We start from the raw sequence: 24,681 nt of genomic DNA on the forward strand, positions 1-24,681 counted from the left end.
CGGAAAGGGGGTGAAACCATGACAACGAGCGCACAGATTCTGGAGCAGCTTAACCGCCTGCTGGCGGACGCGCACGGGGAATGCTTTTTCTATATCGGGCGCTGTCCGGCCCAGTTCCAGCGGCCCTGCTTCCTGATCGAGTTCATCTCCGAAGAGCAGCAGCCGGCGACGCGCGTCAGCGTGAAAAAGACTTCTCAATTCGCAGTGACTTACTATGGGACTCTGGACGACTACGCGGCCAGCGACACGGAAGAACTGCTGGCTGTGCAAGACCAAATGCAGTCGCTCTTTGCCTCCGGCTATCTGCGCCTGAAGGACCGCGCACTGCCGGTCCAATTGGGCAAAGGAGAGCGGGGCGAAGACTGGGTCAAGCTCGATTTGACCTTCGACTACTTCGACGACCGGCCGCTTCCGAAAGACGGCGGCGGTCCGGCGGAGAAAATGCAGGAAATCCATACGAACATGTCGTTTTAAAATCCGGGCAACACGTAACAAATATATATTAACAGGAGGAATTTACAAATGGGACTTCCCAATATTCATATCGCATTTAAAACACAGGGGGTATCCGCTGTGCAGCGCTCGCAGAAGGGTGTTGTGGCGCTGATCGTAAAGGGCGGCACGAACGCCACCGGCAAGCTGTATACGCTGACCAGCGCAAATGATATTCCGACTGAGCTGAAAGCCGGCAGCAGCGAAACCGGTATGACCAACCAGAAGTATATTGAAAACGCGTTCCTCGGCTATGTGAACAAGCCGAGCAAGGTGCTGGTTTACGCGATGAAAAATGGCGCAGCAAACTTCCAGGACGCACTGGATGTTTTGGCGACGCAGACCTTTGACTATCTGGCCGGGCCGCCGGACCTTGGCGTATCTGAAAGCGGCTCTTTGACCTCGCGCATACTCTCCGATTGGGTGAAAGCACAGAGAAGCAACAACCGCACGGTGAAGGCCGTGCTGCCGAACATGGCCGCCAACAGCGACGGCGTGATCAACTTTGCAACAGAAGGCATTGTGGTCCATGCGCCGACTGCCAGTGATCCGGATCATCGGGAAACCTTCAGCGCGGGCCAGTATTGCAGCCGTATTGCGGGCCTTCTGGCGGGCACTCCGATGAACATTTCCTGTACCTATGCGCCGCTCTCCGAGGTGGAGGACATTGCGCGTTTGTCCCAGGAAGATATGGATACAGCCATCGACGCAGGCAAGTTCATCCTGATGCACGACGGCCGCAAGGTCAAGGTCGGCAGGGGCGTCAACTCCCTGAACGCCACAAGCGAGGGCCACGGCGAGGAGTTCAAAAAGATTAAGATTGTGGAAGCGGTGGATATGATCCAGAGCGACATCCGCATGACCGCGCAGGACAACTACATCGGCAAGTACGCCAACAGCTACGACAACAAATGCCTGCTGATCACCGCGATCAAGGGCTATTTCACCCAGCTGGAGCAGGAGGGCATTCTGGACCCGGGCAAGAGCGTCGTGGACATCGACATGGACGCGCAGTCCGCGTACCTCCAGAGCACCGGCGTGGACGTCTCCGAGCTGAGTGAGCAGGAGCTGCGCAACGCCAACACGAAGGACAAGGTATTCCTGGCGGCAAGCATTAAAATTCTGGATGCGATCGAGGACATCGATCTGCAGATTGCAATTTAAGGAGGATTTACACCATGGAAAGTGCAAAAAGAGTAATTTCCGGCACCTGGGGCGAGGTTTGGCTGGACAACGAATATGTAGCGGAATGCTACGGCATGCAGCTCAAGGTTTCGTTTAAAAAAGAGGATATCAAGCGCTGCGGCATGATGGCCACGGACAAAAAGATCACCGGCATGGACTGCTCCGGCACCGTAAAGCTGTACAAGACTTCCAGCCGTATGGCGCGCAAGATCGGCAACAGCATGAAGAACGGCGAAGACGTCCGCTTTACAATCATCTCCAAACTGGACGACCCGGACGCCTACGGCGCGGAACGCGTGGTGGCGAACGGCGTCTCCTTTGACGACCTGATGCTGGCGGACTGGGAAGCGGGCGTAACCGGTAAGGTGGATGCGCCGTTTACCTTCACCGACTACGATTATCTCGATATGATCCCGGAGGCGGAATAAGATGAGCAATACATTGGACCTGCTGCTGAAAACGGAATTGCCCGGCGTGCCGGAGAAAGAATTTAAGATGAAGCGCCTGAGCGAGCTCTGCGGCGCGGACGTGATCTTCTCCCTCAAGGCGCTGTCCTACAGCCGTGTGGCGGACATTCGTGAGACCTGCAAGGGCGAAAACATGAGCGTCCACATCGTATTGGCGGGCGTGACCTCCCCCGACCTGAAGTCGAAGGAGCTGCTGGAGAAGTACCGCGCCGCCACGCCGGTGGAGCTGGTAAAGGCGATGCTTCTGCCCGGCGAGGTGGAGGACCTGGGCCGCGAGATCGAAAAGCTGAGCGGCTTCCGCCAGAACACCGTGGAAGAGGTTAAAAAAAAATAAATGAAGACGCGGAAGTACAGCTGATGTACTATCTGTTCCTGGAAAAAAACATACTGCCCGGTTCTTATTACAGCCTGCCCGCGGGGGAAAAGGCTGTAATAAGGGCCTTTTTTGAAAAAGATATGGAAAGGAGGAGATAACATGGCAGGATATTCGTATCTTCCTTCATTACCCTCTGGAGCAACCTATCCCATGTTGCCCGCAACTACAAGTACATCCCTTTCCCCCTCGGGAAACACTTCATTATCAAATTTTAATAATACACAACCATTTGTAGGCCCTCTTCCACCGCCCTCCGCAGATACTTCAAACAGCATTCCAACTGGTTCTGGAAAGGAAGGATATACTCTTCCAGAAAAACTAGATCTCCTTATAAAGGACAAAACTGCTTTAAGAACTGTCTTTAGCTCATATTTTAATAATATTGGTAGTTACATGGAGACCGCTCTAGAAGGACCTTATGGAAAAACATTTTCACGTTACGTGGGAAATGGAGTAGCAGAAGGAATGTCGACGGCTTTCTCTGTAGGAATAGCTGCAAAAAGTATTAAACATGGAGTTGCTGGTTTAGCATTAGGCATATTTAGTAGTATGATAAAGTCATATACACAAACGGAGCAAGAAAAGAACAATAAGTTTCGAAATCTTTCTGAAACTTTTTACAGTTCCGTGACAAAGCAAAGGAGCAGCTTAACAGAGTATGGGATTGATCTTGTAAACGATAAAAATAGAACCGACTTAACACAAGAAGATAGAATTGCGAAGGCAAAAGGTCAAGCATACATTGACGAACTAGGCACCAATGATAACTATTTTTCTTCCGAAGATGAAGAAATTTTAAAGACGTTAGAGCAAGCACAAGGAAAAAAAGAGGCAGAACTATTAAAAGAAAGAAAAAAAACGATAAGCAACAGAATTTCTAAGGTCATAAATAGTGATGAATTTAAAAAAGCAACACTTGCTGAACAGATAAGGATGAAAGAGGCGGCAGAACAAATCGGCGAATTGGAATTTCAACATTCACATAATATGTCAATGGAGAGAAACTTAGACGCGAATATGGTTGATTTATTCCAACAATATGCAAGTATAAATCCTGAAATATGGCGTGACGACGACAAATTAGATAAAATGCTACTGTCCACAGCTTCAGGAGCCTCTAATAGATTTTATCAAGGTGAGTATAGTTTAAAGAATCCTAAAGGATCTTATCTTTATCAATCGGGGACTACTAAAGCGTATGGATCATCATATACAACTGGAGTCTCTTATTCCAACAGTGGAGACAATAATTTTACTCCTACTGTTAAATATGATCCCAAAAGTCTTATGAATGATTTGATACGCGAAGCACCAAAACCTTTAACAATAAAAGATTTAGAGGCTTTAATAAAGGCATTTAAGGACTCTCAATCCACTTACTACATTACTATTAATGATGCACATAATACAACTGCTCAACAAGCAGAACAAATAGCACGCAATAGAAAGTTGATACATTCTGCTTCATAATGTCACTCAATTATGGGAGATTAGTAAATGCTTAGAAAATTTATTTTTAAAGACTCTAAAACCCAACAGGAACTGGCCCTGCCTGTCACCCCGGAGAGCTTCACCATCCGCCACGGCGTGAAGGTTGAAACGGTGGACATGTACACGCTGGGGGACCTGAATCTGGCGGGCGGCGGCGCGCTGGCGACGTTGTCCATCCAGTGCCTGTTTCCCGGGAAAAGCTACCCCTTCACCAGTGGCACCGCGCAGACGCCGTATGCCTATGTGCAGTTCTTTGAGCAGTGCGCGGACAACCACACACCTCTGCGGTTCGTCGTCTCCGACACGCCGGTCAACATGGAGGTGTTGGTGGAGAGCATTGAATACGGGGAGCGGGACGGCACCAACGACGTATACGCGACGCTTTCTCTGCGGGAATATCGCCTGCCGAAGATTGTGAAGACGGAGCAGGCGGCCAAAACAGAGGAACGCCGGGTGGAAACGCCGCCCGCGGCGGCGAAAACCTACACCGTTAAAACGGGCGACACGCTGAGCGCGATTTGCAGGGAGTTTTACGGAGACGGTTCCAAGGCGCTCTACACAAAAGTCGCCAGTTACAACGGCATTAAAAACCCCAATCTGATCTACGCGGGAAAGACGCTGCAGCTGCCGGACAAATCCAAACTGTAAGGAGGCGAGACGCATGTTAAAGCTTCTTGTAACGCATGAAAACAAATTATACGACCTCAGCCAGATGATTGCTTCCGTGGAGTGGTCCGGAGAATACCGGCAATGTACGCGCATTCTGGAAGTCGACCTGGTTTCCACGCCGGACGACGCCAACCTGCCAAAAGTCACCTGTGAGCTGGGCGATGCGGTAACCTTCTCCCTCGACGGAAAGGAACTGTTCCAGGGCTACATATTCTCCCGCCAAAAAGGGACGGGCGACAGCGCGATTTCCATCCACTGCTACGACCGGGGATACTATCTCAACCGCAACAAAGCGTCCTTCAAATTTACAAATGAGACGCCGGACGCGATCGCGAAAAAAATCTGCGCGGAATTTGAGGTGCCGGTGGGGCAGCTTGTCCAGCCGGGGGTAACGCTATCCCGCATTTTCTCCGGATGCTCTCTGTATGAGATGATCCAAACCGCCTATACACTGGCGGCCGCCAAAACCAAAAAACAGTATTTCATCCGGTTTTCCGGCGGGAAATTGAACGTTCTGGAAAAAAGCGCGGCCGGCAACAAATTGGTGATCGAGGGCGGCGCGAACCTGCTGCAGGCCTCCTGCTCCGAGAGCATCGAAAACATGATCAACAAAATTTCGATCCGCGATGAGAACGACAAGGAGACGGGGCAGGTTTCCAACGACCAGTACATCAAATTGTACGGCCTGATGCAGGACTATCTGTCTCAGAGCAAGGACGGAAACGCCAAGGAAAAGGCGGAAAAGCTTTTGGCGGAAAACGGCGTATCCCAAAAGGTGACGCTGGACTGTCTGGGCGACGTGAACAGCTTGACAGGCGATGCGGTCATTGTAAAGGAACCGTACACCGGACTTTCCGGCCTGTTCTATATTGAATCCGACCTCCATACCTGGAAAGACGGCATCTACAAAAATCAGCTGGTGGTCAACTTCCAGAGCATGATGGATGAAGTCGAGGCCGGAAGCAAACCGGAAGATAAAAAATAAAGAGCGGAGGGAAAACCATGGAAGACAACCCGTATTCCTCATTTTGGCAGGCAATCCGGCAGGAAATCGCGGAACAGCGCATTCCGGCCAACGTGACGGGAACCGTCACCAGCGCGGCTCCGCTGAAAATCAAAATGGGTAATATTGAACTGGATCAAAATGACGTGAAAGTGAACGCGCTGCTGCGCGGCGACGACGCTCTCCGATTGGGCGACACCGTCTTGATGACGCCGCGCGGAGATCAGCAGCTGTTCTATGTACTATGTAAGGTGGTGGGCGCATGACCCTTTTTCCAATCATCCAGCCGCCAACCGTGGAGGTGCAGAACGAACTTCCGATTTATCGGGAGGTCAAATGGGATTTCGCCGCAAACAAGCCGGTGTTTCAGGATAAAAATCCGGTGATCGTGGAGCGCGAGGAAGCCGTCCTGACCTGGGCGTGGAAGACCCTGCACACGGAGCGGTTCCGGTATAAAATCTACACCTGGAACTACGGCTGCGAGCTGGCGGCCCTGATCGGGCAGCCCTATACGGAAGCCCTGAAGCGCGCCGAGGCGATGCGGTATATCCGCGAAAGCCTGCTGGTGAATCCCTACATCGCTGGCGTGGAGGAGCTGGACGTTTCTTTTGGCAAAAATGAAGAGGAACCCGTAACAGGCCGTTATGCGGCGGATATCCTGCATATCACATGCCGGATCAAAACCGTCTACGGCGATATACAAATGGGAGGTGATATCCATGTTTGAAGAAAAAACGCCGGAAAATATCCGGGAACAAATCCTGGCGGGCATGTCGAACGAGCTGGATAAACGCGAGGGCAGCTATACCAGCGATCTGGTCAGCCCTGTCGCCTATGAAATCTGGAAGCTTTACGACACGATGAACGAGTTGATTCCGATCGCCTTTGTGGACGAAACCTCCGGTGCATACATTGACCGGCGCTGCGCGGAATACGGCATCACGCGCAAGGAGCCGCAGAAGGCGTCCGGCTATGTCAAACTGACCTGCTCAGCAGCTTCAGAAAGCCGGCAGGTGCCTGTAAACACCTGCTTTGAGACCAATGAAGAAAATGCGGGCAAACGCAGACGGTACTATTCCACAGAAGCGGTCACCATCAAAAACGGGACTGCTCTGGTGAATGTCGAGGCGGAACAAACTGGAACCGCCTACAACGTGGAACCCGGCACAATCACACAATTGCAGACCGCGCTGACGGGGATCACGGTACAGAGCATTACCAATGAAAAAGCAGTGGCAGGCGGCACGGACGACCCGGAGTCGGACAAGGATCTCGTGGAACGTCTCTACAAGCGGCTGCGCGATCCAGGCACGAGCGGCAACGCATCCCACTATCAGCAGTGGGCGACGGAGGTTCCGGGCATAGGTGACGCAAAAGTCGTGGAGGAACACATGCATCTGTATCGCGACACGGGCAGCACCGGCGCGGCGCAGTATGCGGAAGTCGATCCGATCTATGTCAAGACGACAAACGGAAGCGGAAGTACAGTCTATGAGAAAAGGGACATTCCACTGCCGCAGATTTCCGTCTATGTCATTGGGCCGGATAAAAGGCCGGTCACCGACGACGTGATTCTGCAAAACTGCTGGAAGCACATCGACGCCTGCCGTCCAATCGGCGTAAACGTAAACGTTCTCAGCGCCGCAACCAAGCGGATCGACATCAGCGTGAAAGTAGAGCTTTTGGGATTGGCGACCGTTGATCAAGTGCACGACGATTTCTGCACCGCGATGGAAGATTATATTAAAAAGATCGCATTCAAGGAGAAGTCCCTGCGCTATAACCATGTGGTGAATCTTCTGCTGAACGTTAACGGCGTCAAGGACATCGGAGACCTGCAAATCAGCGGCGTGTCCAGTGCGCCCAGTACATATGCCGCCGGCGACGCGGAGGCAAAAAACATCCTCTTTGCGGAAAACGAAGTCCCGGTGCTCGGAAACGTCGATGTGGACCCCTATGTAGAACCGGCAGGTGAAATGACATGATGAAACAGCTTTTGCCGGACTATTACCAAAATAACGGCGAGACGGAAACCGAAAAAATCCAGGACGCAATCGACCCAGCCTTTGCTGTGGCGCAGGAATCCTGGGGCATCGGGAAAGAGCTGGAGGAACAGCCGGGCGACAGCTTCGTACAGCAGCTTCTGGTGAACACCTCCACATGGGGGCTGAAGCTTTGGGAAAAGCTCTATGGGCTAGATACGGACTTATCCAAAAGCGAAAAGGACCGGCGCTCCAGAATTTTGAGTAAAATGCGCGGGAAGGGCACGACGACAAAGGACATGATTCAAAATCTGGCAGAAAGTTTTGTCAATGGTATGATTACAATTCAAGAGCATCCGGAAACCAGCAGTTTTATCATTCAATTCGGGGACATCGGCGTCCCACCGCTGCTGGACGATCTTTCCGCCGCGATTGACGAGATCAAGCCCGCGCATTTGCAGTATACCTATGATATTCGGTATCTGACGCACAGGGAAATTGCACAGGCAAAATGGACGCATCAGGCACTCCATCGATACGAACACCAACAAATCAGAAAGGGTGAAATCAATGGCACCAGAAACCAGTAATTATAAATTAAAACAGCCCTTGGAAACGGATTTTTATAATATAGAGGATTACAATAAAAATCTGGAAAAAATCGACACGCAGATGAAGCTGAACGCCAATACCGTAATGGTATCGCGCGGCGGTACGGGAAAGACAAGCTGGTCGGCATCGCGTCTGATCTATCCGTCTACTTCCACGGCGCTGACGCAGCTTTCGTATCCGTCGAAAGCCAGATCGTTTCTTCGTCAAAACACCGCGGGCGCACCGTATTGGAGCGCGCCGTCCACGACTTTGAAGGAGAATTTAATTTCCACTGAGTGGATTGGAAGCGAACCGCCGTTTACGTATACGCTTTCGGTCGAGGGTGTGACAACGTCCAGCAATCAGGATATTCTGCCTGATGTGAATATCACAGAAGAGGAACTGAACGCTTTGCAGGCGGCTAATATTCAGGATGGCGGACAGTCGTCTGGATCTATTACGCTGAAGGCGTGGGGCTATAAACCGGATCGGAATATCCCTATTCGCGTCATTATAAGAGGTGATACCTGATGGCGAACATTGTCCACTCTAACAGCAGTGGAAAAAAGCGCTTGAAGCTTAATGTATTTTGCAGACCTACAGAACCGGAAAGCAAAGATGGAATTTGGATTCAGTCTCCGGAAAGCGTTAGTATGCTCGCATTTAAAACAAGTAAATATTTTGCTCAAGTAGGAAGGTTCATGGGTGCAACTGGAAATAAGTCAATCATAATGAATCAGGGGCATACGAGTTCAAACTACTATAATCGTTTTTGTTGGAGACCTCTGATTGGTAACAATTGTGTAATATTTTCTGGAGCTGAATATTATGCTAACAGTAGGGACACTGTAGGCTTATATACAACCCTTACTTTTTATGATACAAATAAGCGCACTTTCTCAAAGAAAAATATTTTTTCAGAAAGCAGCGGAACTGATACTTCACGTGAAAGTTGTGGTTTTAATGTATTTGAATACAACGATTACTTTTATGCTTATTGTAACTTTCAAAGTTTAACTTCATCTGGTTCATTGAGAACCAGATCCAGTCTTGCTATTAAATACGATAAAAATGGTAATGAAATAGAAAGATCTACGGATTACTCAAATGCGATCCCTTTTAACTACTTTATTATTGGAACAGTCAGGCAAGAAATTTATGCACTTAGCGGCGCACAAATTTGGAGCATACCCTCTGATTACAAATCTACAACATTATACAAAGTCGTATTAAATGGCTTTACTCCTCAATTTTCGCAAGTTGCTACAATTCCGGAAGTAAACGTATCACAAGGGTGTATTGCTATATTTGGAAATTGTTTATACTTTGCACGAGCAACAGAATTGTTGGAATACAACACCATTACAAAAACGGTAAAAACCTTTCCTTACCCAACTCCATATACCAGCGAACCACAAATTTGTGTGGCAGGTAATCAAATATTAATCACTATAATGAGCTTGATAGAAAAACGGACATTTCTATTTAATATTGAGTCTAAATCATTCCAACAATTAGCTCACGATGATCCGCACCAATACAGTTTCTGCTCTATGTATGCAAACTTGGACCAAGTCCTCATTTTTCCTGGAGCCTACTACTCTGAAGAGTCGTCAAACGCTGACGATATGAACATAACAGCCTTTGATCTAACAAAAACCGTTTTAGAAAATAAAACGGTTGCTATCGAAGACAGTCCTACTTATGATGCCATATTATGCAGCGATCCTGAAGACAACGTATATCTTCGTGGATTTTTTGGAAATGTGTGGTTGTACAATCAAAATGAATATCAGGAATATCCAACCTATATAGGAGATGGGGAAAGTTGGAGAAGAGTTAAAAATTGATTCTCTGTTTATCTTTTAAAAGGCAAAAGGAGGAAATTGAATGGCGAATATCATTCAAACAGGTGGAAGTAATACAAAGCTAAATGTTTTCTGTCAACCAAACGCACCAGAAAAAGAACAGGGAATTTGGTTAAAAACCAGTGAGTATGTTTCTCCTAAAAAAGTTGTATTTGATACAAGCGTATGGTCTGAGGAACAGTGGATTCTTCCATCTCCAATAAAAGAATTGACTCCAGCAAGAACTGGAGCATGTTGTACCGTTGTCAACGATGAAATATATATTATCGGAGGACAAGTTACCTATAACACAACTACTTCTGACTCCAAAATATACAATCCAACTACTAATACATATCGTTCTGCAGGTATATCTACTAGTAGGGCAACCGCATGTTGTGCCACTAGTAATAACAAAATTTATATATTTGGTGGAATGTCTTATAGTGGAGGCAGCGACTATTTTTCTGATGCTCTCATGTACGATCCTACCACCAATATAAAGAAGTCCATAGCTTCTATGCCAAAAGCACGGTATCAAGGTGGTTGTGGCGTTATAGGAGATAAAATTTACCTTATAGGAGGAGAAACTTCATCCAATTCTCCAAACTCTTCTTCCTTAGTATATAACACTACATTAAACACTTATTCAGAGATAAATATAGGGATTAGCAGAAGGCGGTTTGCTTGTACCGCCATTGGGGGCGAAATTTTTTATTTCGGAGGAGACCGAAAATCTGGAGACAAATACTCCAGTTATAAGGACGCGTATGCTTATCTTCCTGAAACAGACACTAAAAGAACATTGGCCGAACTGCCAGAAATTTGCTATGGAATGTCCTGTGTAAGTGTGGGCGAGAATATTTATATTATTGGTGGTAGGTATGTAAGCACTGTCCTTTCATATAACATATTAACGGATACATATAGAGAAATTGGTAACTTATCCTTGGGAAGGTCTAACCCTTCATGTGCTTGTGTTAAAGACAGAATTTATATCTTTGGTGGGGAATATGATACTCAAGATTATACTGGCGTTGCGGACTGCCTTTCCCTCACCTCCAAGCAATACAACGACGATCCAACCGTCGTCATCTACTACCTCCCCAAAGACACCTCGCACTATGCTTCTCTGATGGAAAATCATCAAATGAGCTGGCACCCCACTTATTTTAAAGACGCAATGCTATATATCAACGGAAAAGTCACCTTCCCCGCCGTATACTGCGGCGATGGTGAAAGTTGGAATCTAATTCGAGAGGAGAAATAAAAATGAAGCTTACATATAAAATCTGGGACAAGCAGTCCCCAATCAATTCCTGCCCGGCAAAGAAAGCGATGACGTCGCTCAAAATCACCAAAAACGACGAGGTTTATATTATCGTCAATGAAAACGGCGCCGACTGGATCGTTCAGACAAAGCTCAACGCCCCCTATCCTGGCGCGACTATCGAGGAAAGCGCGCAGAACCACATCAATATGCTTCTGAAAGAGCATCAGGAGGAAACCGCCGTCGAACAGGTGGAAGCGTGATTGTCCGCCAATCCCTGCTCTCGAATGATCAATACCTGATCAAAGCCCCCTACACGATGATCCCCACCCGCGTGGTAATCCACAACACGGCCAACGACGCAAGTGCGGAAAATGAAATCCGCTACATGCGTTCCAATACGCAAAAAGTATCTTTTCATTATGCCGTCGACGATATTGAGGCCATCCAGGCGATTCCGGAGACCCGGAACGCCTGGCACGCGGGCGACGGGAACGGGAAGGGTAACCGGCAGGGCATCGCCATCGAGATTTGCTATTCCAAGAGCGGTGGGCCGCGGTTTGAGGCCGCCGAGCGAAATGCGGCGGAGCTGACCGCATCGATTCTGGCGCGGTACGGCTGGGGACTGGAGCAGGTGACGAAGCACCGGGATTACTCCGGAAAAAACTGCCCGCATCGCACGCTGGCGCTCGGCTGGCCACGGTTTCTGAATATGGTAAAACAGGCGCTGTACGCGGTCAAATCCGATACAACGATGGACATGCGCCTCCCCAGGGGGCAGGTCTACACGGTAAAGCTGACCAGCTACCAAAAGCCGGATTTTACCGTCGGCAACGGCGCCGTGCTGCAGACGCGGTTCGCGAAGCAGCAGGGATGGGACTGGTATTTTCAATTCAAAGCAATTGGCCCGCCCGGTGCGGGCTGCGGTGTGTACGCGAATGGTGAGCGGCTCTTCGCCGTTCAGATAGGAGAAGAAACGCATGGAACGATTTAACGAAACGCAGGTTTTGGAGATCAAGGCGGCCATTTCAGCAGCGGCGGCGGCACTTTCCGCGTGGCTGGGCTGGTTCGGGTGGCTGGCGGTGATCTATCTGGCCTGCATGGTGGTGGATTACATCACGGGCAGCGCGGCGGCGGGCAAGTCCGGCGTGTGGAGCAGCGCGGCGGCACGGGAGGGCATCTGGCACAAGGCGGGATCGATTGTCGCGGTGTCGGCATCCCTGCTGACGGACATTTTGATCGGGTTGGTGGTCAACCACCTCCCCGCGATTTCTCTGCCGTTCCAGTACACCGTTCTGTTCTGTCCGGTTGTAATCGTATGGTACATATTAACCGAATTGGGGTCCATTGTGGAAAACGCCGGCGCGATGGGCGCGCCCATCCCCGCGTTTTTGCAGAAACTGATCCTGGTTTGTAAAAATTCCGTCGATGCGGCGGGCGACCGCCTGATGGACGACGAGAAAGAAGAAAGGAAGTGATCGCTTGATTCCTGTAAAGAATTGGTTTGTGGTTGTGCCGGATGAGGACTATCTGATCGGCTATGTCGGTGAGGACAAAGTGCACCGCATCGAATTCCGAATGGACGACATGGCGGACTATCCCGGTTGGGGCTTCTGCCTGGACGTGGAAATCAACGGGGAAAAGCGCGTCATTCAGCTTAACCGCAACACCAGCGGCGATACAAGCGTTCTGTACTGCGATGTTCTGCGCGCCTATATGCCGGCGGACGGCTTTATGCTGGCGCAGATCCGCGCGGTTAAGGGAGAAAATGAAAAGGTCAAAAAAAGCAATCAATTCAGTTTTGCGGTTCATCAGTCCATCAATGCAACGGACGCGTTCGCCGATGTAACGCCGGGCTACTTCGACGAGGTCGAGGCGCGGATTCTGGCGGCGAAGGCCGAAGCGGAAACCGCCGCGCAGAACGCCTGCAACATGGCGCCGCAGATCGGCGGAAACGGCAACTGGACGGTCTGGAGCAGCGCTTCCGACCGTCTGGTAGACAGCGGCATTCTGGCACGGGGCGAAAAAGGCGAACCGGGCCCCGTGGGTCCGGACGGCCTCACCCCACGGATTTCTGTGGGGACGGTGACGACGCTCCCCGCAGGAGAACGCGCGGCAGTGACGCAGGGCGGCACAACGGAAGCACCCATCTTTAACTTCGCCATCCCACAGGGCGAAAAGGGCGATACCGGCAACGCGGGAGAGCTGGATCTCTCGCTCTACGCGACAAAGCGGTACGTTGACACCGAGATCGGACAGATCGAGCTGACGCCGGGGCCACAGGGACCCAAAGGCGACAAGGGCGACGCGGGCGCACAAGGACCGCAAGGCCTGAAGGGCAATACGGGGCCGCAGGGTGCAAAAGGCGCGACCGGGCCGGCTGGTCCTGCCGGCGCACAGGGACCAAAGGGAGATACTGGTCCGCAGGGACCCAAGGGAGACACGGGTGCACAGGGGCTGCGGGGCGCGACCGGGCCGCAGGGCGCAAAAGGTGCGACCGGGGCGTCCGGCGCATCCGGCGCACAGGGTCCAAAGGGAGATGCGGGAACCACAAAAGGTGCGACCGGGGCGTCCGGCGCATCCGGCGCACAGGGTCCAAAGGGAGATGCGGGAACCACACCTCGCATCACTGTGGGGACGGTAACCACGCTTTCTCCCGGCGCATCAGCCACTGTTACCCGCACCGGAACCGATGCGCAGCCCATCCTGAATTTCGGTATCCCGAAGGGCGACACCGGCAACGCAGGCGACATCGACCTGTCCACCTATGCGACAAAGGCGTATGTAACCAGCGAGATCGACAAGGTAGAGCTGACGCCCGGCCCGAAGGGCGCGGACGGCCTGTCCGCCTATGAGATCGCGCGGAACAACGGATTCAGCGGAACGGAGTACGGTTGGTTGAATTCTTTGATTGGTGCGACTGGCCCGCAGGGTGAAACCGGTCCGCAGGGGCCGAAGGGCGATAAAGGCGATCCTGGCCCGCAGGGGCCCAGCGGAGCCTCGACCGCCCCGGTTGTCACCACCTCCGGCAGTGGTTCAGCTTACACCGCCACGCTGGACGGCGTGACCAGCCTGTATACCGGATTGATGATTACCATCATTCCGCACGCATCAAGCACATCCACATCCCCCACGTTCAACCTCAACGGGCTGGGCGCCAAGACGATCAAGCGCCGGTACAGCTACACAAACAGCAGCACGGCGTCCGGGCAATTGAGCAGTTGGCTTTCCATCAACAAACCGCAGGTTTTGCAGTACGACGGCACCTATTGGATTGCAGTCGGCGCGAACAAGCCGTATGGGCCGGATATGTATGGAACTGTCGGTGTGAGCAACGGCGGCACGGGAAAAACGAGCTGGACCAGCAACCGACTGGTCTATGCATCCAGCACCACAGCGCTGGCGCAACTGATCCCCCCATCCACTGGAACCGGATTTTTATCGCAGAGCGCAAGCGGCGCGCCGTCATGGATCAATTCAAGTGCCATGTGCGATGTCATCGGTGCGACGCCCCTCACCCATCAGGACAGCGCTGTGGCAAACAGCGGCGGCGCGCATGGCATCCGGTACTTGGATAATACGCTGTCTGTTCTGAAGGATGGCGTGTGGATCGACCTTCTTGGAGATTTGGCCTCTGTATTGGATACGCTGAACGGGGAGGTGGTCTGATGGGGACGATTGCGGAAAAGCTTCGCCATTTAGCGGAAACCAAGACGGCAATTAAAAATGCGATTACGGCAAAGGGCGTGGCAGTTTCAGAGCGCGATACATTTCGGTCGTATGCAACAAAGATTGAACAAATCAAAAGTGGAACCGTTAACAGTATTCTTGAAATCCCAGTCGCTGGAGATCCAAATATCGTTTATCTTCGAGCAGATTTTAAAGGAAATACCTCTATAACATTTAATGTAAATTCAGGACGCTATGGGTGGAATTGCTATGTCAGCCAGGACGGAGAGTCCTGGCAAGAGATCGGTTATTATAGCGGCTTTGAACCCCTCACATATTTGATAACGTTAGATTCTTTTCCAAACGGGCAGCTCTTATTTCGAATTACAGCCGAGTCCGCAAATATCAGTATGGATGTATCCATCGTATCAGGGCAATGCAATATCGGCATTCCCATACACCAAAACAACATTTCCATCACGCGTCTTTATAACTAGTTATTAAAATCTCTCAAAAACAAATGCCGTGGGGCTGTTTCAATATTGAAACAGCCCCACGGCTATATATTAATCCCTTAACAATGTCACCACAACTTCCGCACACTTTTCCACCCCGATCACGCCGCTGTCCAGCGTCAGGTGGTAGTCCCTTGCGGCGCCCCAGTCGCGTCCTGTGTAATGTTTGCAATAGACACGGCGTTTTTTGTCCTTTTCCTCCAAGCGCTTTTCCGGACTTTTGTCCGTTTCCCCGTAGAGGCGCACGATGCGCTCCATACGCGCCTCTTTGCCGGCATGGATAAATACGTTCAGGCAGTCGCCGCGCTCCCGCAAGATATAGTCGGCACAGCGGCCCACAAGCACACAGGGCCCTTTTTCCGCCAGCTCCTGGATCATTTGGTACTGCGCGGCCCACAGGTAGTCGTCCGCGGACATGCCGTTCATCGCTCCCTGTGCGCCGCGCGCGGAAAAAGCATAGGCCAGCACGCTGGAAGCTGGCGCGTACTCGCCCTCCTGTTCGATGAAGCGTTCGTCAAACCCCGTCGCTTTGGCGGCTTGCTTGACCAGATCTTTGTCGTAATACGCGATCCCCAGCGACTGCGCGACCAGCTTCCCTACCGTCCGGCCGCCGCTGCCGAATTCGCGGCTGATGGTGACAATTTTTTTATGCATAAACGGGTTCCTCCTTCGATTGGCGGAATGTGGCGCGGTACTCCGACGCAATCAGTGCAACCGTCAGAATCAGCGCCAGTCCATCGGCGATCGGCGCGGCCCACAACATGCCCGTGACACCGAATTGTAGCGCCAGAATCACGATTCCCGGCACGAGGAATACGACGTCGCGGGAGAGTGAAAGCACCGTTGCCTTGACCGGCTTGCCAATGGACTGCAAAAAGATGCTGCTGGCCTTTTGGACGCAGCACAGCAGGATGCCTCCCAAATAGATACGGAAGCACAGGTCGGCGTATTCGTTGTACAGCGCGCTTTCGTTGCCGAACAGGCTTACAATCGCCTGCGGACAGCACTCAAACAACAGCATGGAGATGGCGCCGACCACAAGATTCGCCGCTATGATATGGCGGTACACGTCAAATACGCGCTTCCGGTTTCCCGCACCGCAGTTGTATCCCGCGATGGGCTGGCCGCCGACCGCGATCCCCACGGAAAACGCGATCACGATGCCGAACACCTTCATTACAATGCCCACGGCGGACAGCGGAATGTCCGCGCCATACGCCGACTGCGCGCCGGTCAGGACGATCATATTGTTCGCCACACTGATGACGACGACAATCGCAATCTGCGTAATGAAGCTGGAAACGCCCAATTGGCTGATCTTGCGAACGGTCCTTCCCTGTAAGCGAAAGCTGGATGGATGAAACGCAAGCATCCGGGGCCTGCGGAAATACCAGGCTGTCATGACACACGAGGCCACCTGCCCAATCACGGTGGCAATGGCCGCGCCCTGTACCCCCCAGTGAAACACAAAAATGGCGACCGGGTCCAGGATCAGGTTGAGCACCGCGCCCAGCACGGTGGCAAACATCGCATAGCCAGGCGCACCATCCGCGCGGATGGCGGAATTCATACCCGAGGTGAATACATAGAAGGGGATGCCGATCAAAATGATGCGCAGGTACTCCCATGCGTATTGGTAGCTGGCTTCCGTCACGCCGAACATCCGCAAAATGGGGTCGGAACATACAAAGCCCAACACCATCAGAACAACACCGGTGAACCCCGTCAGCACAATGCCGTTGCCGATGCACCGGCTGCCGGTCTCCCTGTCACCGCTTCCCAGCGAAAGGCTCAGCAGCGCGGCGCTGCCGTCGCCGATCAACAGGGCAAGGGCCAACGCCAACACGGTAAACGGATAGACGACGTTGGTCGCCGCATTACCCAGATAACCGACGCTCTGCCCGATAAAAATCTGATCCACGATGTTATACAGCGCGCTCACCAGCATGGAAAGCACACAGGGAACAGAAAATTTCAGGAGTAATTTTCCAATTGGCTCCGTTGCCAAATAATTGTCCGCCGGACGCTTTGTCTCTGCCATAAATAAAATCTCTCCTTTACATAAAAAAACAGCGTGTCATCCGAGGGGCGGGCAAGCCGCCGATAGATCACACGCTGTACAAAGCTGGATTTACATCTATTCAGATGGAACACTGCATCTCTCTGTTTTTATTATAGCCGGCACTTCGCCCCGATGTAAGCGGAAATTTGCAATCAGCGCCAAGTTTGGGACTTTTTGCGCAGAGAAGGGCCATCAATTTTAGACAGATTTACCAATGCAGGTCTTCTCAGTTGTCCACGGGTACTGCTTCTTTGCCATGCAAATTCCATGAAAAAGCCGCCGTTTTTCCAACAGGATTGGATAAACGGCGGCTTCTATATTAGAAGTGAAACGATACCAAGTCTCTTTGCTGCAACAAAGCCCTTCATCTCACAAAAAATGTTGATTCAATCCATCTGCCTCATCATTTCCAGTGTTTCAGACAGGCCATCAACACCGGAAATTTCAACTTTGAGCGTATAGGTCCTTCCCACCGGCGGGATGCTCCCTGTTTGGGAAGGATCCGCAGCAAACAGTTTCCTTCCAAGAGGCATTTCCCCATTCAAAGAGTCTTCCAGACCAGTTAACAGATCCTGTCTTTCCATTGTTACCATCTGTTCCCATTCCGTACCGGGAGCAAACTTGAGAAAATAACTTTGTATGTTTTCCAGATTTGCTGTGTCTCCCAGATACTCTAAATAAAGCGTTCCTGCATAGGCAGGCAGGGCCTGTTCCATCCTTTGGTATGTAGAATTGTCCCTGCCGAGATTTTTCTCAGCCGCATCCAACGCTTTTTCATAAAACGCTGCCTCGGTTTCCACATCGGCATCCACCCGGTAAGCCGCACGCCATTGTTCGCTTTCTCCAATCAATGTATAGGGAATCGCCGCAATGCTGTCGGCGTCGTGTGCGGTTTGCCGCCCCGCCAGACTGCATCCGGTTAAAAAAGACAACAGAACCGCTAAAAGAATAGAACTCATTTTCATTCTGTGCATAAACATCTTTTTATTTCCCTCTCGCCCTTATAATCCCCAGGCTTCTGCACCAATCTTGCACTTCATTCATCTGATTTCACGGATTTTGAATCGCTTTATATTGTGTTGTCTGCACCTCGACAACTGGCTCCATCAGGATACTTTGCTTTTATCAACTGCACTGGAACCATTCCTTTGATCGTTCAAATTTGAAAATATTATACGCCCGCGTTTATTTTTGTCAACAGTCATCCAGTGAAAAGGTTTATTTGCCAATCAAGCAATTGATTCGTTGCCGAATGAACGAAAAAAACAGCGTGTGATCCGAGGGGCAGGCAAACCGCCGATCGATCACACGCTGTACAAAGCTGAATTTACAAATGCAGGTCTTCCCAATTGTCCACGGGTGCGGCGCAGGTCCCGCCCCGGCAGAGATAGAACCGTGTGCCGCTTGGCGGGATGGGATACGCTTTTGTAAAGGGCGCGACACAGGCCAGTTCATCCGCATTGCGCGGGGTTTTCACCAGCACGGCGGGACGGAACAACGGCTGGCTTTGCAGTTTTTCCCGCACGTCGTCCGGCAAAGACGGGTCTGCCGTCACGCAGACCAGCTCTTCCGTTGGCGATACTTCCTCCAGAATCGCCAGCAGGGACACGCTGTATGCCGCCGGATAGTCCGCAATTTGGCCGGCCACAAAACGGAGCTGGCGCTGTGCCAGCCCGCGCCATTTTTCTTCACCCGTCAGGCGGGCCAGCCTGCCCAGCAGCAGCGCCGCCACACTGTTTCCGGAGGGCAGCGCGCCGTCATAGACCTCCTTCGGGCGGTGGATCAGTTGTTCCGCATCGGACGCATAGAGGAAAAAGCCGCCTTTGTTCTCATCCCAGAACAGACGGCGCATCCAGTCCGCCAGCGCCGCGGCGCGGTGCAGGAAGGATACGGAGAACGTTTCCTCATAGAGGTCGAGCAGCGCCAGTGCATAGAAGGCGTAATCGCTGAGCTGCCCGGCGTGGGCGGCCTCGCCGTCCCGCCAGCGCACATAAAGCCGCCCGTCCGGCTGGGAAAGGCATTGTTCCAGAAACACCTGCGCCTTCCACGCCGCTTCCAGGTAGCGTTCGTCGTGCAGGACACGGTGCGCCCGCGCGAGTGCGGAGAGCATCAGAGCGTTCCAGGACGTCAGGATTTTGTCGTCCAAATGCAAGCGCGTGCGGTGTTTCCGGTACAGGTACAGCCGCTCGCAGAGCTCATATAACGACGGGTCCGCCTCCCAGGCGAAGGATGCGATGCGGTTCGGGATGCTTTTTCCCTCAAAATTGCCCCGCTCCGTGATGTCGAACGCCCGGCAGAAGCGCGCGCCGTCCGCTTCGCCCAGCACCTCGCGGACCTCCCGCGGCGTAAAGACATAGTATTTTCCCTCCACGCCGTCGCTGTCCGCATCCTGCCCGCAGTAGAAGGCGCCTTCCGGCGCGGTCAGCTCCCGCAGCACATAATCCAGCGTGCGTTCCGCTGCCGTGCGGAACAGCGGCCTGTCCGTCTGCTCGTACGCTTCCAAATAGGCCTGTGCCAGCAGGGCGTTGTCGTAAAGCATCTTTTCAAAATGTGGGACCAGCCACTTTTTGTCCGTCGAATAACGGGAAAACCCGCCGCCCACATGGTCGAACAATCCGCCCGCCGCCATGTGTTCCAACGTGTGTTCCGCCATGCGGCGGCACGATTCGTCGCGTTCCCGCTCCGCGTAGCGCAGCAGGAACAGCAGGTTGTGCGGCACCGGGAATTTCGGCGCGCCGCCAAATCCGCCCCAGCGCGCGTCGTAACTCTGCCCAAAGAGCGACACGGCCTGCCGCAGCATCCGGGCGGACGGCTCACCCGGCCCGGGCTCCCTGCGCCCATCCAGTGCCTGCACCACCCGTTCCCCCGCCGCCAGCAGAGCGGGGCGGTTGTGCGCCCACTCCCGCGCGACGGTATGCAGCAGGTCCAGCAAACCGATCATCCCGCCGCGGGACTCCCTGGGCAGGTAGGTTCCCGCAAAAAAGGGGCGCTGCTCCGGCGTCATCAGAATGGTCAGCGGCCAGCCGCCGGAGCCGGTCATTGCCTGGCAGAAATCCATGTACACCGCGTCCACGTCGGGGCGCTCCTCGCGGTCGACCTTGATGCTGATAAAATGCGCATTCAAAAATTCCGCCACGCGTCCATCCTCAAACGATTCGTGCGCCATCACATGGCACCAGTGGCAGGTGGAATATCCGACGCTCAGGAAAACCGGCTTGTCCTCCTGCTTTGCTTTTTCAAACGCCCGCGCGCCCCAGGGATACCAGTCCACCGGATTTTCCGCGTGCTGGAGCAGATACGGCGATTTTTCATGTTGCAGATGGTTCATATGCATCCTCCCATTCTGATTCAAATCCTGCCTTGCCGCTGGTGAAGTCGAACACCACGCGGCTGCCCCGAAGCAGCCGGTAGCGCACCAGGCAGGCGCCGCTCTCATGGATGGTGCGGCCCATCGCGCCGCCCTGCGGCGCCTGCAGGGGAAGCGGGCAGTCCTTCAGGAGCTGAACGGTCAGCAGCAAATCTCCCTGCTTGACCATCAGCAGCCGCTTGCCGATGTGCAGCAGCTCTACGCCGGTATAAGTCGCCAGGCGGTATTCCTTTCCTTCCCAAAGGATACAGGCGATGCAGCCTGTGAAAGACCGCCCGCCGGCGGGGATGTCCGCGATGGAGAGCATCACACAGCCGCCGTCCGCGCTTCCCTGCGTCCAGACGTACCGGCGGGGAAACGAGCGCCCGCGGTCGCCCTCCATGTATCCTGTGCCGCGCTGGAAGACCATCTTTTTCCCGTTGACGGAAATCCAGCCGTCCACGCGGTGGGACAGGCTGAACACGCTGTGGCGGCACTGCATCCCCGGAACAAAGCGGAACGGGCCCATCACGTCGGTATCCGGCGGCGTGAACGGCCCATATTGCAGTTGTCCCTTCAGCTTCAGTTCCTCTGTCTCGCAGTCGAGCTGGCACCCGCCGCGGGTGAACACGCTTCTGCCCAACCGCACGCAAAACCGTCCTTCCGACGCGCGGAATGCCTCCGCCGGGAACGGTACGGAAAAGGATTGATCGTTTGTGATGGCCTGTAAAGACGCGGAACGCCGTCCCGTCCGGTCCACATGGAATGACGGGATCAGCGCGACGACGTCCGTCTCGTTCTGCTGTTTAAAATACCAGCCTTCAAAGTAGCTGCGCGTTTTTCTGGCGCCGTGGAAATTACGCATGTGGCAGCCCCTCCTGTGCCGGGTTATCGATTAAATTTCCCCGGTAATCAAAGCGGGAACCGTGGCAGGGGCAGTCCCAGCTTTTTTCATCCGGATTCCACTCCAGCTGGCAGCCCAAATGCGGACAGCGCGTGGAGACCATATAGACCTCGCCCTGCTCATCCTTATATACGCCCACCTTTTCGCCCTCGCAGGACACTACGCCGCCATGGCCTGTTGGAAGGGCGTCAATCTCCGCGCGCGGCGGAGCAAACGCCTGCCGGGACAGGTCCCGCACGGCATGCAGCCCCTCCTGCAAAAAGGTCTTTGCGGAAGCCGCCGGGGTAAACCGCAGCGGGGAAAAAACTTCTTCGCATGGGTTTTCCACACCGGTGATCAAATCGGTTAATAACTGCGCCGCCGCCATGGAGGTGGTCATGCCCCACTTCTGAAAGCCGGTGGCAACAAACCAGTGCGGCGTGGAGACGGAAAACTGCCCAATGTACGGCACGCCGTCCAGCGTCATGCAGTCCTGCGCCGACCAGTACGCGGCCTCGCGGCTCTCCGGCCAGAACTGTTCCGCATAACGCCGCAGCATTTCGTATTTGCCGCCAGCGCGGTTCTCGCCGGTGCGATGGCTTCCGCCGCCCAGCAGCAGGTATTTGCCGCTGTTGCGGAACGAAAGCCCGTTTTCGTCGATTCCCAGATACATACCGTCCAGCTTCGCGGCGTTTTCCAATGCCAGCACATAACTGCGTTCCTGGTGCTGCCGCAGGAAATAATAGCCCGGGAAATTCAAAAACGGATAGTGCGTGGCAAACACGATGTTCCGTGCGGTAACTGTCCCCCGGTCTGTAAAAATCCGGTCGTCCTCGACCTTGGTCACGCGGGTCTCCTCGTAGATTTCCAGTTCGTCCGCAATCTCCTGTAAAAACGCCAGCGGGTGAAACTGTGCCTGCCCTGAAAACCGTACTGCGCCCGCCACGGAGAACGGCAGCGTTGTACGGGTGGTGAAGCGCGCGTCGATGTCAAACAATCGCGCCGCTTCCGCCTCCTGTTCCAGCGGTTCCGCTTCCACGGTGGAATAGAGATACGCGGGGCATTCCTCAAACTGGCAATCGATTTTCTTTTCCCGAATCAGCGAGCGGTACGCATCGATTGCCTGCTGGTTTGCCCGCGCATACTGCCGTGCCGGTTCTTCGCCCAGCGTTTGCAGCAGTTTATGGTAGATCAGCCCGTGCTGGGACGTGATTTTTGCGGTGGTATTCTTCGTTTGGCCGCTCCCGATGCGGGACGCTTCCAGCACGATCGTCTTCACGCCGCGCTGCTGTAAAAAATAGGCGGTCAAAAGGCCCGCCAACCCGCCGCCGATCACCGCCGTCTCGGTCTGCATACTGCCGGGCAGCGGTTTTCGCGGGTGTAATTCCGTTGTTTTGCTCCATATGGATTCCATGTACTTCACCTCGCCCATAGGATTCCGCAGAAGGGGCGGAAATAACCGGGATGGGCGGGACTTTTTGGAGGGGAAAGGAAGGACACGTTACAAAGTAGCCCTATTTTGTTTATCTTGCAGGTTATTCCTTAAACGCGTTTTCACGCTTTTCTGAAAAGCGGCGGTTTCCAAAGGCAGAGCCTTTGGCCGTTCTCCGCAGAGAACGGAACTCTCTTTCTGAGAAGAGCGAGTGGGAACGAGTGATATGGTCCTTTACAATCCTTGGTGTTGACGTATGGATAAAAGCCGTTGCAGTTTATATTCTGCAACGGCCCCCTTTTTATTATTTCAACTCTTTGATACAGGCTTCACACAAGTAAAAATCCGGTGTGATTTCTTTTAACAACTCCGCCGAACCGCACTTCAGACACACGTAATCGGCCTTTTGCAAGATAATTTGACGGCTTTCCTTGTCCATATATATTGTAAAGCGGTCTTTTTCTGAGATGCCCAAAGCGGTTCGGATTTCCACTGGCAATAGAATCCGCCCCAACTCGTCCACTTTCCGGGTAATGCCTGTTGTTTCTACCATTTTACTATCCCCTGTCTTTTTAATAATACTGGAAATGATGTTTCCGAATTAATGTTAGCATACTATTTTATGGAATACAACGCCTATTTGGGGAAAAGACTACAAATAGATCATTTTATTTGATTTGCTCTATTTGTATACTATTTAGGTAAACGACCCTAAATAGATGGGCGGTGGTATTTATGAATTCAAAGAGCATTGGTAAAAAGTTAAAGGCGTACAGGGCAAAATGTGGTTGGAGTCAAAAAGATTGTGCGGAAAGAATAGGCATTAGCACAAAATATTTGGCTGATATTGAACGTGGGAATAAGGTGCCTAAACTAGAAACGTTTATTTTGATTCTAAATACTTTAACCGCTTCCGCAGACGATGTTCTTCAAGATAGTTTGATAGTGGGTTATGAAGCCAAAAGCAGTGATATTTCAAAGAAACTGGAATCCCTTGATATAACAAAAAGAAGACAGGCGTTGGAAATCTTCGATAGTGTGATTACCTCCCTGCAAAATAGTTAACAAGCCTCTGAATGATGGTTCAGGGGCTTTTTTAATAGCGTGATCCGTTCTTTGCAAAACAACGCTGGATTAAACGCTGTGGTTGCAAAAACACAAGAGCTGATCAACACACCGACGTGCTGTGGAAAAACAAAGGCGGCAGCACCCTGCCCCATAAACAACTATATCACTCGTTCCCACTCGCTCTTCTCAGGAAGAGAATTCCGCTCCTTGCGAGGAGCGGCAAAGGGCTCTGCCCTTTGATCCCGCCGCTTTTCAGAAAAGCGGAAAAACGCGTTTGATAATTACACTTTAGATGAAAAACACAAGGAAGGCCGCTTGCAGTAAGCGGCCTTC

At 52.5% G+C, this 24,681-nt stretch carries 27 protein-coding genes; 20 read left to right on the forward strand and 7 right to left on the reverse strand.

Annotation, left to right across the window (positions count from 1 at the left end; all coding sequences use genetic code 11):
- Positions 1-18: 18 nt before the first annotated feature.
- From BN2106_RS01810 to BN2106_RS01900, 19 genes are all read left to right on the forward strand, one after another.
- Positions 19-474: a phage tail terminator family protein gene (locus tag BN2106_RS01810; protein ID WP_050696859.1), complete on the forward strand. Its 456-nt coding sequence runs from the start codon at positions 19-21 to the stop codon at positions 472-474.
- Between the two features lie 48 nt (positions 475-522).
- Positions 523-1,656 carry a phage tail sheath C-terminal domain-containing protein gene (locus tag BN2106_RS01815; protein ID WP_050696860.1) on the forward strand — a complete coding sequence of 378 codons (1,134 nt, stop codon included), beginning with the start codon at positions 523-525 and terminating at the stop codon, positions 1,654-1,656.
- 14 nt (positions 1,657-1,670) lie between these two features.
- A complete protein-coding gene (locus BN2106_RS01820) occupies positions 1,671-2,105 on the forward strand; it encodes a phage tail tube protein (protein WP_050696861.1) in 435 nt (144 codons plus the stop codon).
- Between the two features lies 1 nt (position 2,106).
- On the forward strand, positions 2,107-2,478 hold the full coding sequence (locus BN2106_RS01825) for a phage tail assembly chaperone (protein ID WP_050696862.1): 372 nt from the start codon (positions 2,107-2,109) through the stop codon (positions 2,476-2,478).
- A gap of 141 nt (positions 2,479-2,619) precedes the next feature.
- Positions 2,620-3,990, forward strand: coding sequence for a hypothetical protein (locus tag BN2106_RS01830; RefSeq protein WP_154666384.1), 1,371 nt, complete (start codon positions 2,620-2,622; stop codon positions 3,988-3,990).
- A 27-nt stretch (positions 3,991-4,017) separates the two neighbouring features.
- Entirely contained in the window at positions 4,018-4,659 is a 642-nt protein-coding gene (locus tag BN2106_RS01835) for a LysM peptidoglycan-binding domain-containing protein (protein WP_050696864.1), read from the forward strand.
- 13 nt (positions 4,660-4,672) lie between these two features.
- On the forward strand, positions 4,673-5,665 hold the full coding sequence (locus BN2106_RS01840; protein WP_050696865.1) for an XkdQ/YqbQ family protein: 993 nt from the start codon (positions 4,673-4,675) through the stop codon (positions 5,663-5,665).
- 17 nt (positions 5,666-5,682) lie between these two features.
- The gene (locus BN2106_RS01845) at positions 5,683-5,949 is read left to right on the forward strand and encodes a DUF2577 family protein (protein ID WP_050696866.1); all 267 of its coding nucleotides are present in this window, start codon (positions 5,683-5,685) and stop codon (positions 5,947-5,949) included.
- The gene (locus tag BN2106_RS01850) at positions 5,946-6,410 is read left to right on the forward strand and encodes a DUF2634 domain-containing protein (protein WP_050696867.1); all 465 of its coding nucleotides are present in this window, start codon (positions 5,946-5,948) and stop codon (positions 6,408-6,410) included. The genes BN2106_RS01845 and BN2106_RS01850 overlap by 4 nt, the downstream gene beginning before the upstream one ends.
- Positions 6,403-7,668, forward strand: a complete 1,266-nt coding sequence (locus tag BN2106_RS01855; protein WP_050696868.1) for a baseplate J/gp47 family protein — start codon at positions 6,403-6,405, stop codon at positions 7,666-7,668. Before BN2106_RS01850 ends, BN2106_RS01855 begins: the two co-directional genes overlap by 8 nt.
- Positions 7,665-8,255, forward strand: a complete 591-nt coding sequence (locus BN2106_RS01860; protein WP_050696869.1) for a putative phage tail protein — start codon at positions 7,665-7,667, stop codon at positions 8,253-8,255. The genes BN2106_RS01855 and BN2106_RS01860 overlap by 4 nt, the downstream gene beginning before the upstream one ends.
- Positions 8,236-8,787 carry a hypothetical protein gene (locus BN2106_RS01865; protein ID WP_050696870.1) on the forward strand — a complete coding sequence of 184 codons (552 nt, stop codon included), beginning with the start codon at positions 8,236-8,238 and terminating at the stop codon, positions 8,785-8,787. Before BN2106_RS01860 ends, BN2106_RS01865 begins: the two co-directional genes overlap by 20 nt.
- Complete coding sequence (locus BN2106_RS01870; protein ID WP_050696871.1) at positions 8,787-10,106, forward strand: hypothetical protein; 1,320 nt, start codon at positions 8,787-8,789, stop codon at positions 10,104-10,106. Before BN2106_RS01865 ends, BN2106_RS01870 begins: the two co-directional genes overlap by 1 nt.
- Before the next feature lie 40 nt (positions 10,107-10,146).
- Entirely contained in the window at positions 10,147-11,373 is a 1,227-nt protein-coding gene (locus BN2106_RS15500) for a Kelch repeat-containing protein (protein ID WP_074017373.1), read from the forward strand.
- Between the two features lie 2 nt (positions 11,374-11,375).
- Positions 11,376-11,636, forward strand: a complete 261-nt coding sequence (locus tag BN2106_RS01880) for a hypothetical protein (protein WP_050696873.1) — start codon at positions 11,376-11,378, stop codon at positions 11,634-11,636.
- Positions 11,633-12,367 carry a peptidoglycan recognition protein family protein gene (locus BN2106_RS01885; protein WP_050696874.1) on the forward strand — a complete coding sequence of 245 codons (735 nt, stop codon included), beginning with the start codon at positions 11,633-11,635 and terminating at the stop codon, positions 12,365-12,367. The genes BN2106_RS01880 and BN2106_RS01885 overlap by 4 nt, the downstream gene beginning before the upstream one ends.
- Positions 12,354-12,851, forward strand: coding sequence for a phage holin family protein (locus BN2106_RS01890; protein ID WP_050696875.1), 498 nt, complete (start codon positions 12,354-12,356; stop codon positions 12,849-12,851). The genes BN2106_RS01885 and BN2106_RS01890 overlap by 14 nt, the downstream gene beginning before the upstream one ends.
- A gap of 4 nt (positions 12,852-12,855) precedes the next feature.
- Complete coding sequence (locus BN2106_RS01895) at positions 12,856-15,042, forward strand: collagen-like domain-containing protein (protein ID WP_050696876.1); 2,187 nt, start codon at positions 12,856-12,858, stop codon at positions 15,040-15,042.
- Complete coding sequence (locus tag BN2106_RS01900; RefSeq protein WP_050696877.1) at positions 15,042-15,539, forward strand: hypothetical protein; 498 nt, start codon at positions 15,042-15,044, stop codon at positions 15,537-15,539. Before BN2106_RS01895 ends, BN2106_RS01900 begins: the two co-directional genes overlap by 1 nt.
- 69 nt (positions 15,540-15,608) lie before the next feature.
- Here the strand turns inward: BN2106_RS01900 and BN2106_RS01905 are convergent, their stop codons facing one another.
- The 7 genes from BN2106_RS01905 to BN2106_RS01935 all read right to left on the reverse strand — a co-directional run bounded on the left by BN2106_RS01905 (position 15,609) and on the right by BN2106_RS01935 (position 23,833).
- Positions 15,609-16,211, reverse strand: coding sequence for a cytidylate kinase-like family protein (locus BN2106_RS01905; RefSeq protein WP_050696878.1), 603 nt, complete (start codon positions 16,209-16,211; stop codon positions 15,609-15,611).
- On the reverse strand, positions 16,204-17,598 hold the full coding sequence (locus tag BN2106_RS01910; RefSeq protein ID WP_050696879.1) for an MATE family efflux transporter: 1,395 nt from the start codon (positions 17,596-17,598) through the stop codon (positions 16,204-16,206). The genes BN2106_RS01905 and BN2106_RS01910 overlap by 8 nt, the downstream gene beginning before the upstream one ends.
- 407 nt (positions 17,599-18,005) lie before the next feature.
- Positions 18,006-18,584, reverse strand: coding sequence for a hypothetical protein (locus BN2106_RS01915; protein WP_154666385.1), 579 nt, complete (start codon positions 18,582-18,584; stop codon positions 18,006-18,008).
- A gap of 362 nt (positions 18,585-18,946) precedes the next feature.
- Positions 18,947-20,953 carry a thioredoxin domain-containing protein gene (locus BN2106_RS01920; protein WP_050696881.1) on the reverse strand — a complete coding sequence of 669 codons (2,007 nt, stop codon included), beginning with the start codon at positions 20,951-20,953 and terminating at the stop codon, positions 18,947-18,949.
- Positions 20,928-21,830 (reverse strand): hypothetical protein, encoded by a 903-nt coding sequence (locus BN2106_RS01925; RefSeq protein ID WP_050696882.1) that lies wholly within the window; start codon positions 21,828-21,830, stop codon positions 20,928-20,930. The genes BN2106_RS01920 and BN2106_RS01925 overlap by 26 nt, the downstream gene beginning before the upstream one ends.
- Positions 21,823-23,262 (reverse strand): FAD-dependent oxidoreductase, encoded by a 1,440-nt coding sequence (locus BN2106_RS01930; RefSeq protein WP_050696883.1) that lies wholly within the window; start codon positions 23,260-23,262, stop codon positions 21,823-21,825. Before BN2106_RS01930 ends, BN2106_RS01925 begins: the two co-directional genes overlap by 8 nt.
- A gap of 322 nt (positions 23,263-23,584) precedes the next feature.
- Positions 23,585-23,833: an AbrB/MazE/SpoVT family DNA-binding domain-containing protein gene (locus BN2106_RS01935; RefSeq protein WP_050696884.1), complete on the reverse strand. Its 249-nt coding sequence runs from the start codon at positions 23,831-23,833 to the stop codon at positions 23,585-23,587.
- A 182-nt stretch (positions 23,834-24,015) separates the two neighbouring features.
- On the opposite strand from BN2106_RS01935, the gene BN2106_RS01940 reads away from it, so the two are divergent.
- The gene (locus tag BN2106_RS01940) at positions 24,016-24,345 is read left to right on the forward strand and encodes a helix-turn-helix domain-containing protein (protein ID WP_050696885.1); all 330 of its coding nucleotides are present in this window, start codon (positions 24,016-24,018) and stop codon (positions 24,343-24,345) included.
- Positions 24,346-24,681 lie beyond the last annotated feature (336 nt).

Origin of the sequence: Anaeromassilibacillus senegalensis, from assembly GCF_001261775.1 — a bacterium.
GTDB classification, from domain to species: Bacteria; Bacillota; Clostridia; order Oscillospirales; family Acutalibacteraceae; genus Anaeromassilibacillus; species Anaeromassilibacillus senegalensis.

What these genes read in the sequence shown, in the direction of transcription:
- BN2106_RS01810 (WP_050696859.1), top strand. Translation starts at nt 19, where the DNA reads ATGACAACGAGCGCACAGATTCTGGAGCAGCTTAACCGCCTGCTGGCG.
- BN2106_RS01815 (WP_050696860.1), top strand. Translation starts at nt 523, where the DNA reads ATGGGACTTCCCAATATTCATATCGCATTTAAAACACAGGGGGTATCC.
- BN2106_RS01820 (WP_050696861.1), top strand. Translation starts at nt 1,671, where the DNA reads ATGGAAAGTGCAAAAAGAGTAATTTCCGGCACCTGGGGCGAGGTTTGG.
- BN2106_RS01825 (WP_050696862.1), top strand. Translation starts at nt 2,107, where the DNA reads ATGAGCAATACATTGGACCTGCTGCTGAAAACGGAATTGCCCGGCGTG.
- BN2106_RS01830 (WP_154666384.1), top strand. Translation starts at nt 2,620, where the DNA reads ATGGCAGGATATTCGTATCTTCCTTCATTACCCTCTGGAGCAACCTAT.
- BN2106_RS01835 (WP_050696864.1), top strand. Translation starts at nt 4,018, where the DNA reads ATGCTTAGAAAATTTATTTTTAAAGACTCTAAAACCCAACAGGAACTG.
- BN2106_RS01840 (WP_050696865.1), top strand. Translation starts at nt 4,673, where the DNA reads ATGTTAAAGCTTCTTGTAACGCATGAAAACAAATTATACGACCTCAGC.
- BN2106_RS01845 (WP_050696866.1), top strand. Translation starts at nt 5,683, where the DNA reads ATGGAAGACAACCCGTATTCCTCATTTTGGCAGGCAATCCGGCAGGAA.
- BN2106_RS01850 (WP_050696867.1), top strand. Translation starts at nt 5,946, where the DNA reads ATGACCCTTTTTCCAATCATCCAGCCGCCAACCGTGGAGGTGCAGAAC.
- BN2106_RS01855 (WP_050696868.1), top strand. Translation starts at nt 6,403, where the DNA reads ATGTTTGAAGAAAAAACGCCGGAAAATATCCGGGAACAAATCCTGGCG.
- BN2106_RS01860 (WP_050696869.1), top strand. Translation starts at nt 7,665, where the DNA reads ATGATGAAACAGCTTTTGCCGGACTATTACCAAAATAACGGCGAGACG.
- BN2106_RS01865 (WP_050696870.1), top strand. Translation starts at nt 8,236, where the DNA reads ATGGCACCAGAAACCAGTAATTATAAATTAAAACAGCCCTTGGAAACG.
- BN2106_RS01870 (WP_050696871.1), top strand. Translation starts at nt 8,787, where the DNA reads ATGGCGAACATTGTCCACTCTAACAGCAGTGGAAAAAAGCGCTTGAAG.
- BN2106_RS15500 (WP_074017373.1), top strand. Translation starts at nt 10,147, where the DNA reads ATGGCGAATATCATTCAAACAGGTGGAAGTAATACAAAGCTAAATGTT.
- BN2106_RS01880 (WP_050696873.1), top strand. Translation starts at nt 11,376, where the DNA reads ATGAAGCTTACATATAAAATCTGGGACAAGCAGTCCCCAATCAATTCC.
- BN2106_RS01890 (WP_050696875.1), top strand. Translation starts at nt 12,354, where the DNA reads ATGGAACGATTTAACGAAACGCAGGTTTTGGAGATCAAGGCGGCCATT.
- BN2106_RS01900 (WP_050696877.1), top strand. Translation starts at nt 15,042, where the DNA reads ATGGGGACGATTGCGGAAAAGCTTCGCCATTTAGCGGAAACCAAGACG.
- BN2106_RS01905 (WP_050696878.1), bottom strand. Translation starts at nt 16,211, where the DNA reads ATGCATAAAAAAATTGTCACCATCAGCCGCGAATTCGGCAGCGGCGGC.
- BN2106_RS01910 (WP_050696879.1), bottom strand. Translation starts at nt 17,598, where the DNA reads ATGGCAGAGACAAAGCGTCCGGCGGACAATTATTTGGCAACGGAGCCA.
- BN2106_RS01915 (WP_154666385.1), bottom strand. Translation starts at nt 18,584, where the DNA reads ATGAAAATGAGTTCTATTCTTTTAGCGGTTCTGTTGTCTTTTTTAACC.
- BN2106_RS01920 (WP_050696881.1), bottom strand. Translation starts at nt 20,953, where the DNA reads ATGCATATGAACCATCTGCAACATGAAAAATCGCCGTATCTGCTCCAG.
- BN2106_RS01925 (WP_050696882.1), bottom strand. Translation starts at nt 21,830, where the DNA reads ATGCGTAATTTCCACGGCGCCAGAAAAACGCGCAGCTACTTTGAAGGC.
- BN2106_RS01930 (WP_050696883.1), bottom strand. Translation starts at nt 23,262, where the DNA reads ATGGAATCCATATGGAGCAAAACAACGGAATTACACCCGCGAAAACCG.
- BN2106_RS01935 (WP_050696884.1), bottom strand. Translation starts at nt 23,833, where the DNA reads ATGGTAGAAACAACAGGCATTACCCGGAAAGTGGACGAGTTGGGGCGG.
- BN2106_RS01940 (WP_050696885.1), top strand. Translation starts at nt 24,016, where the DNA reads ATGAATTCAAAGAGCATTGGTAAAAAGTTAAAGGCGTACAGGGCAAAA.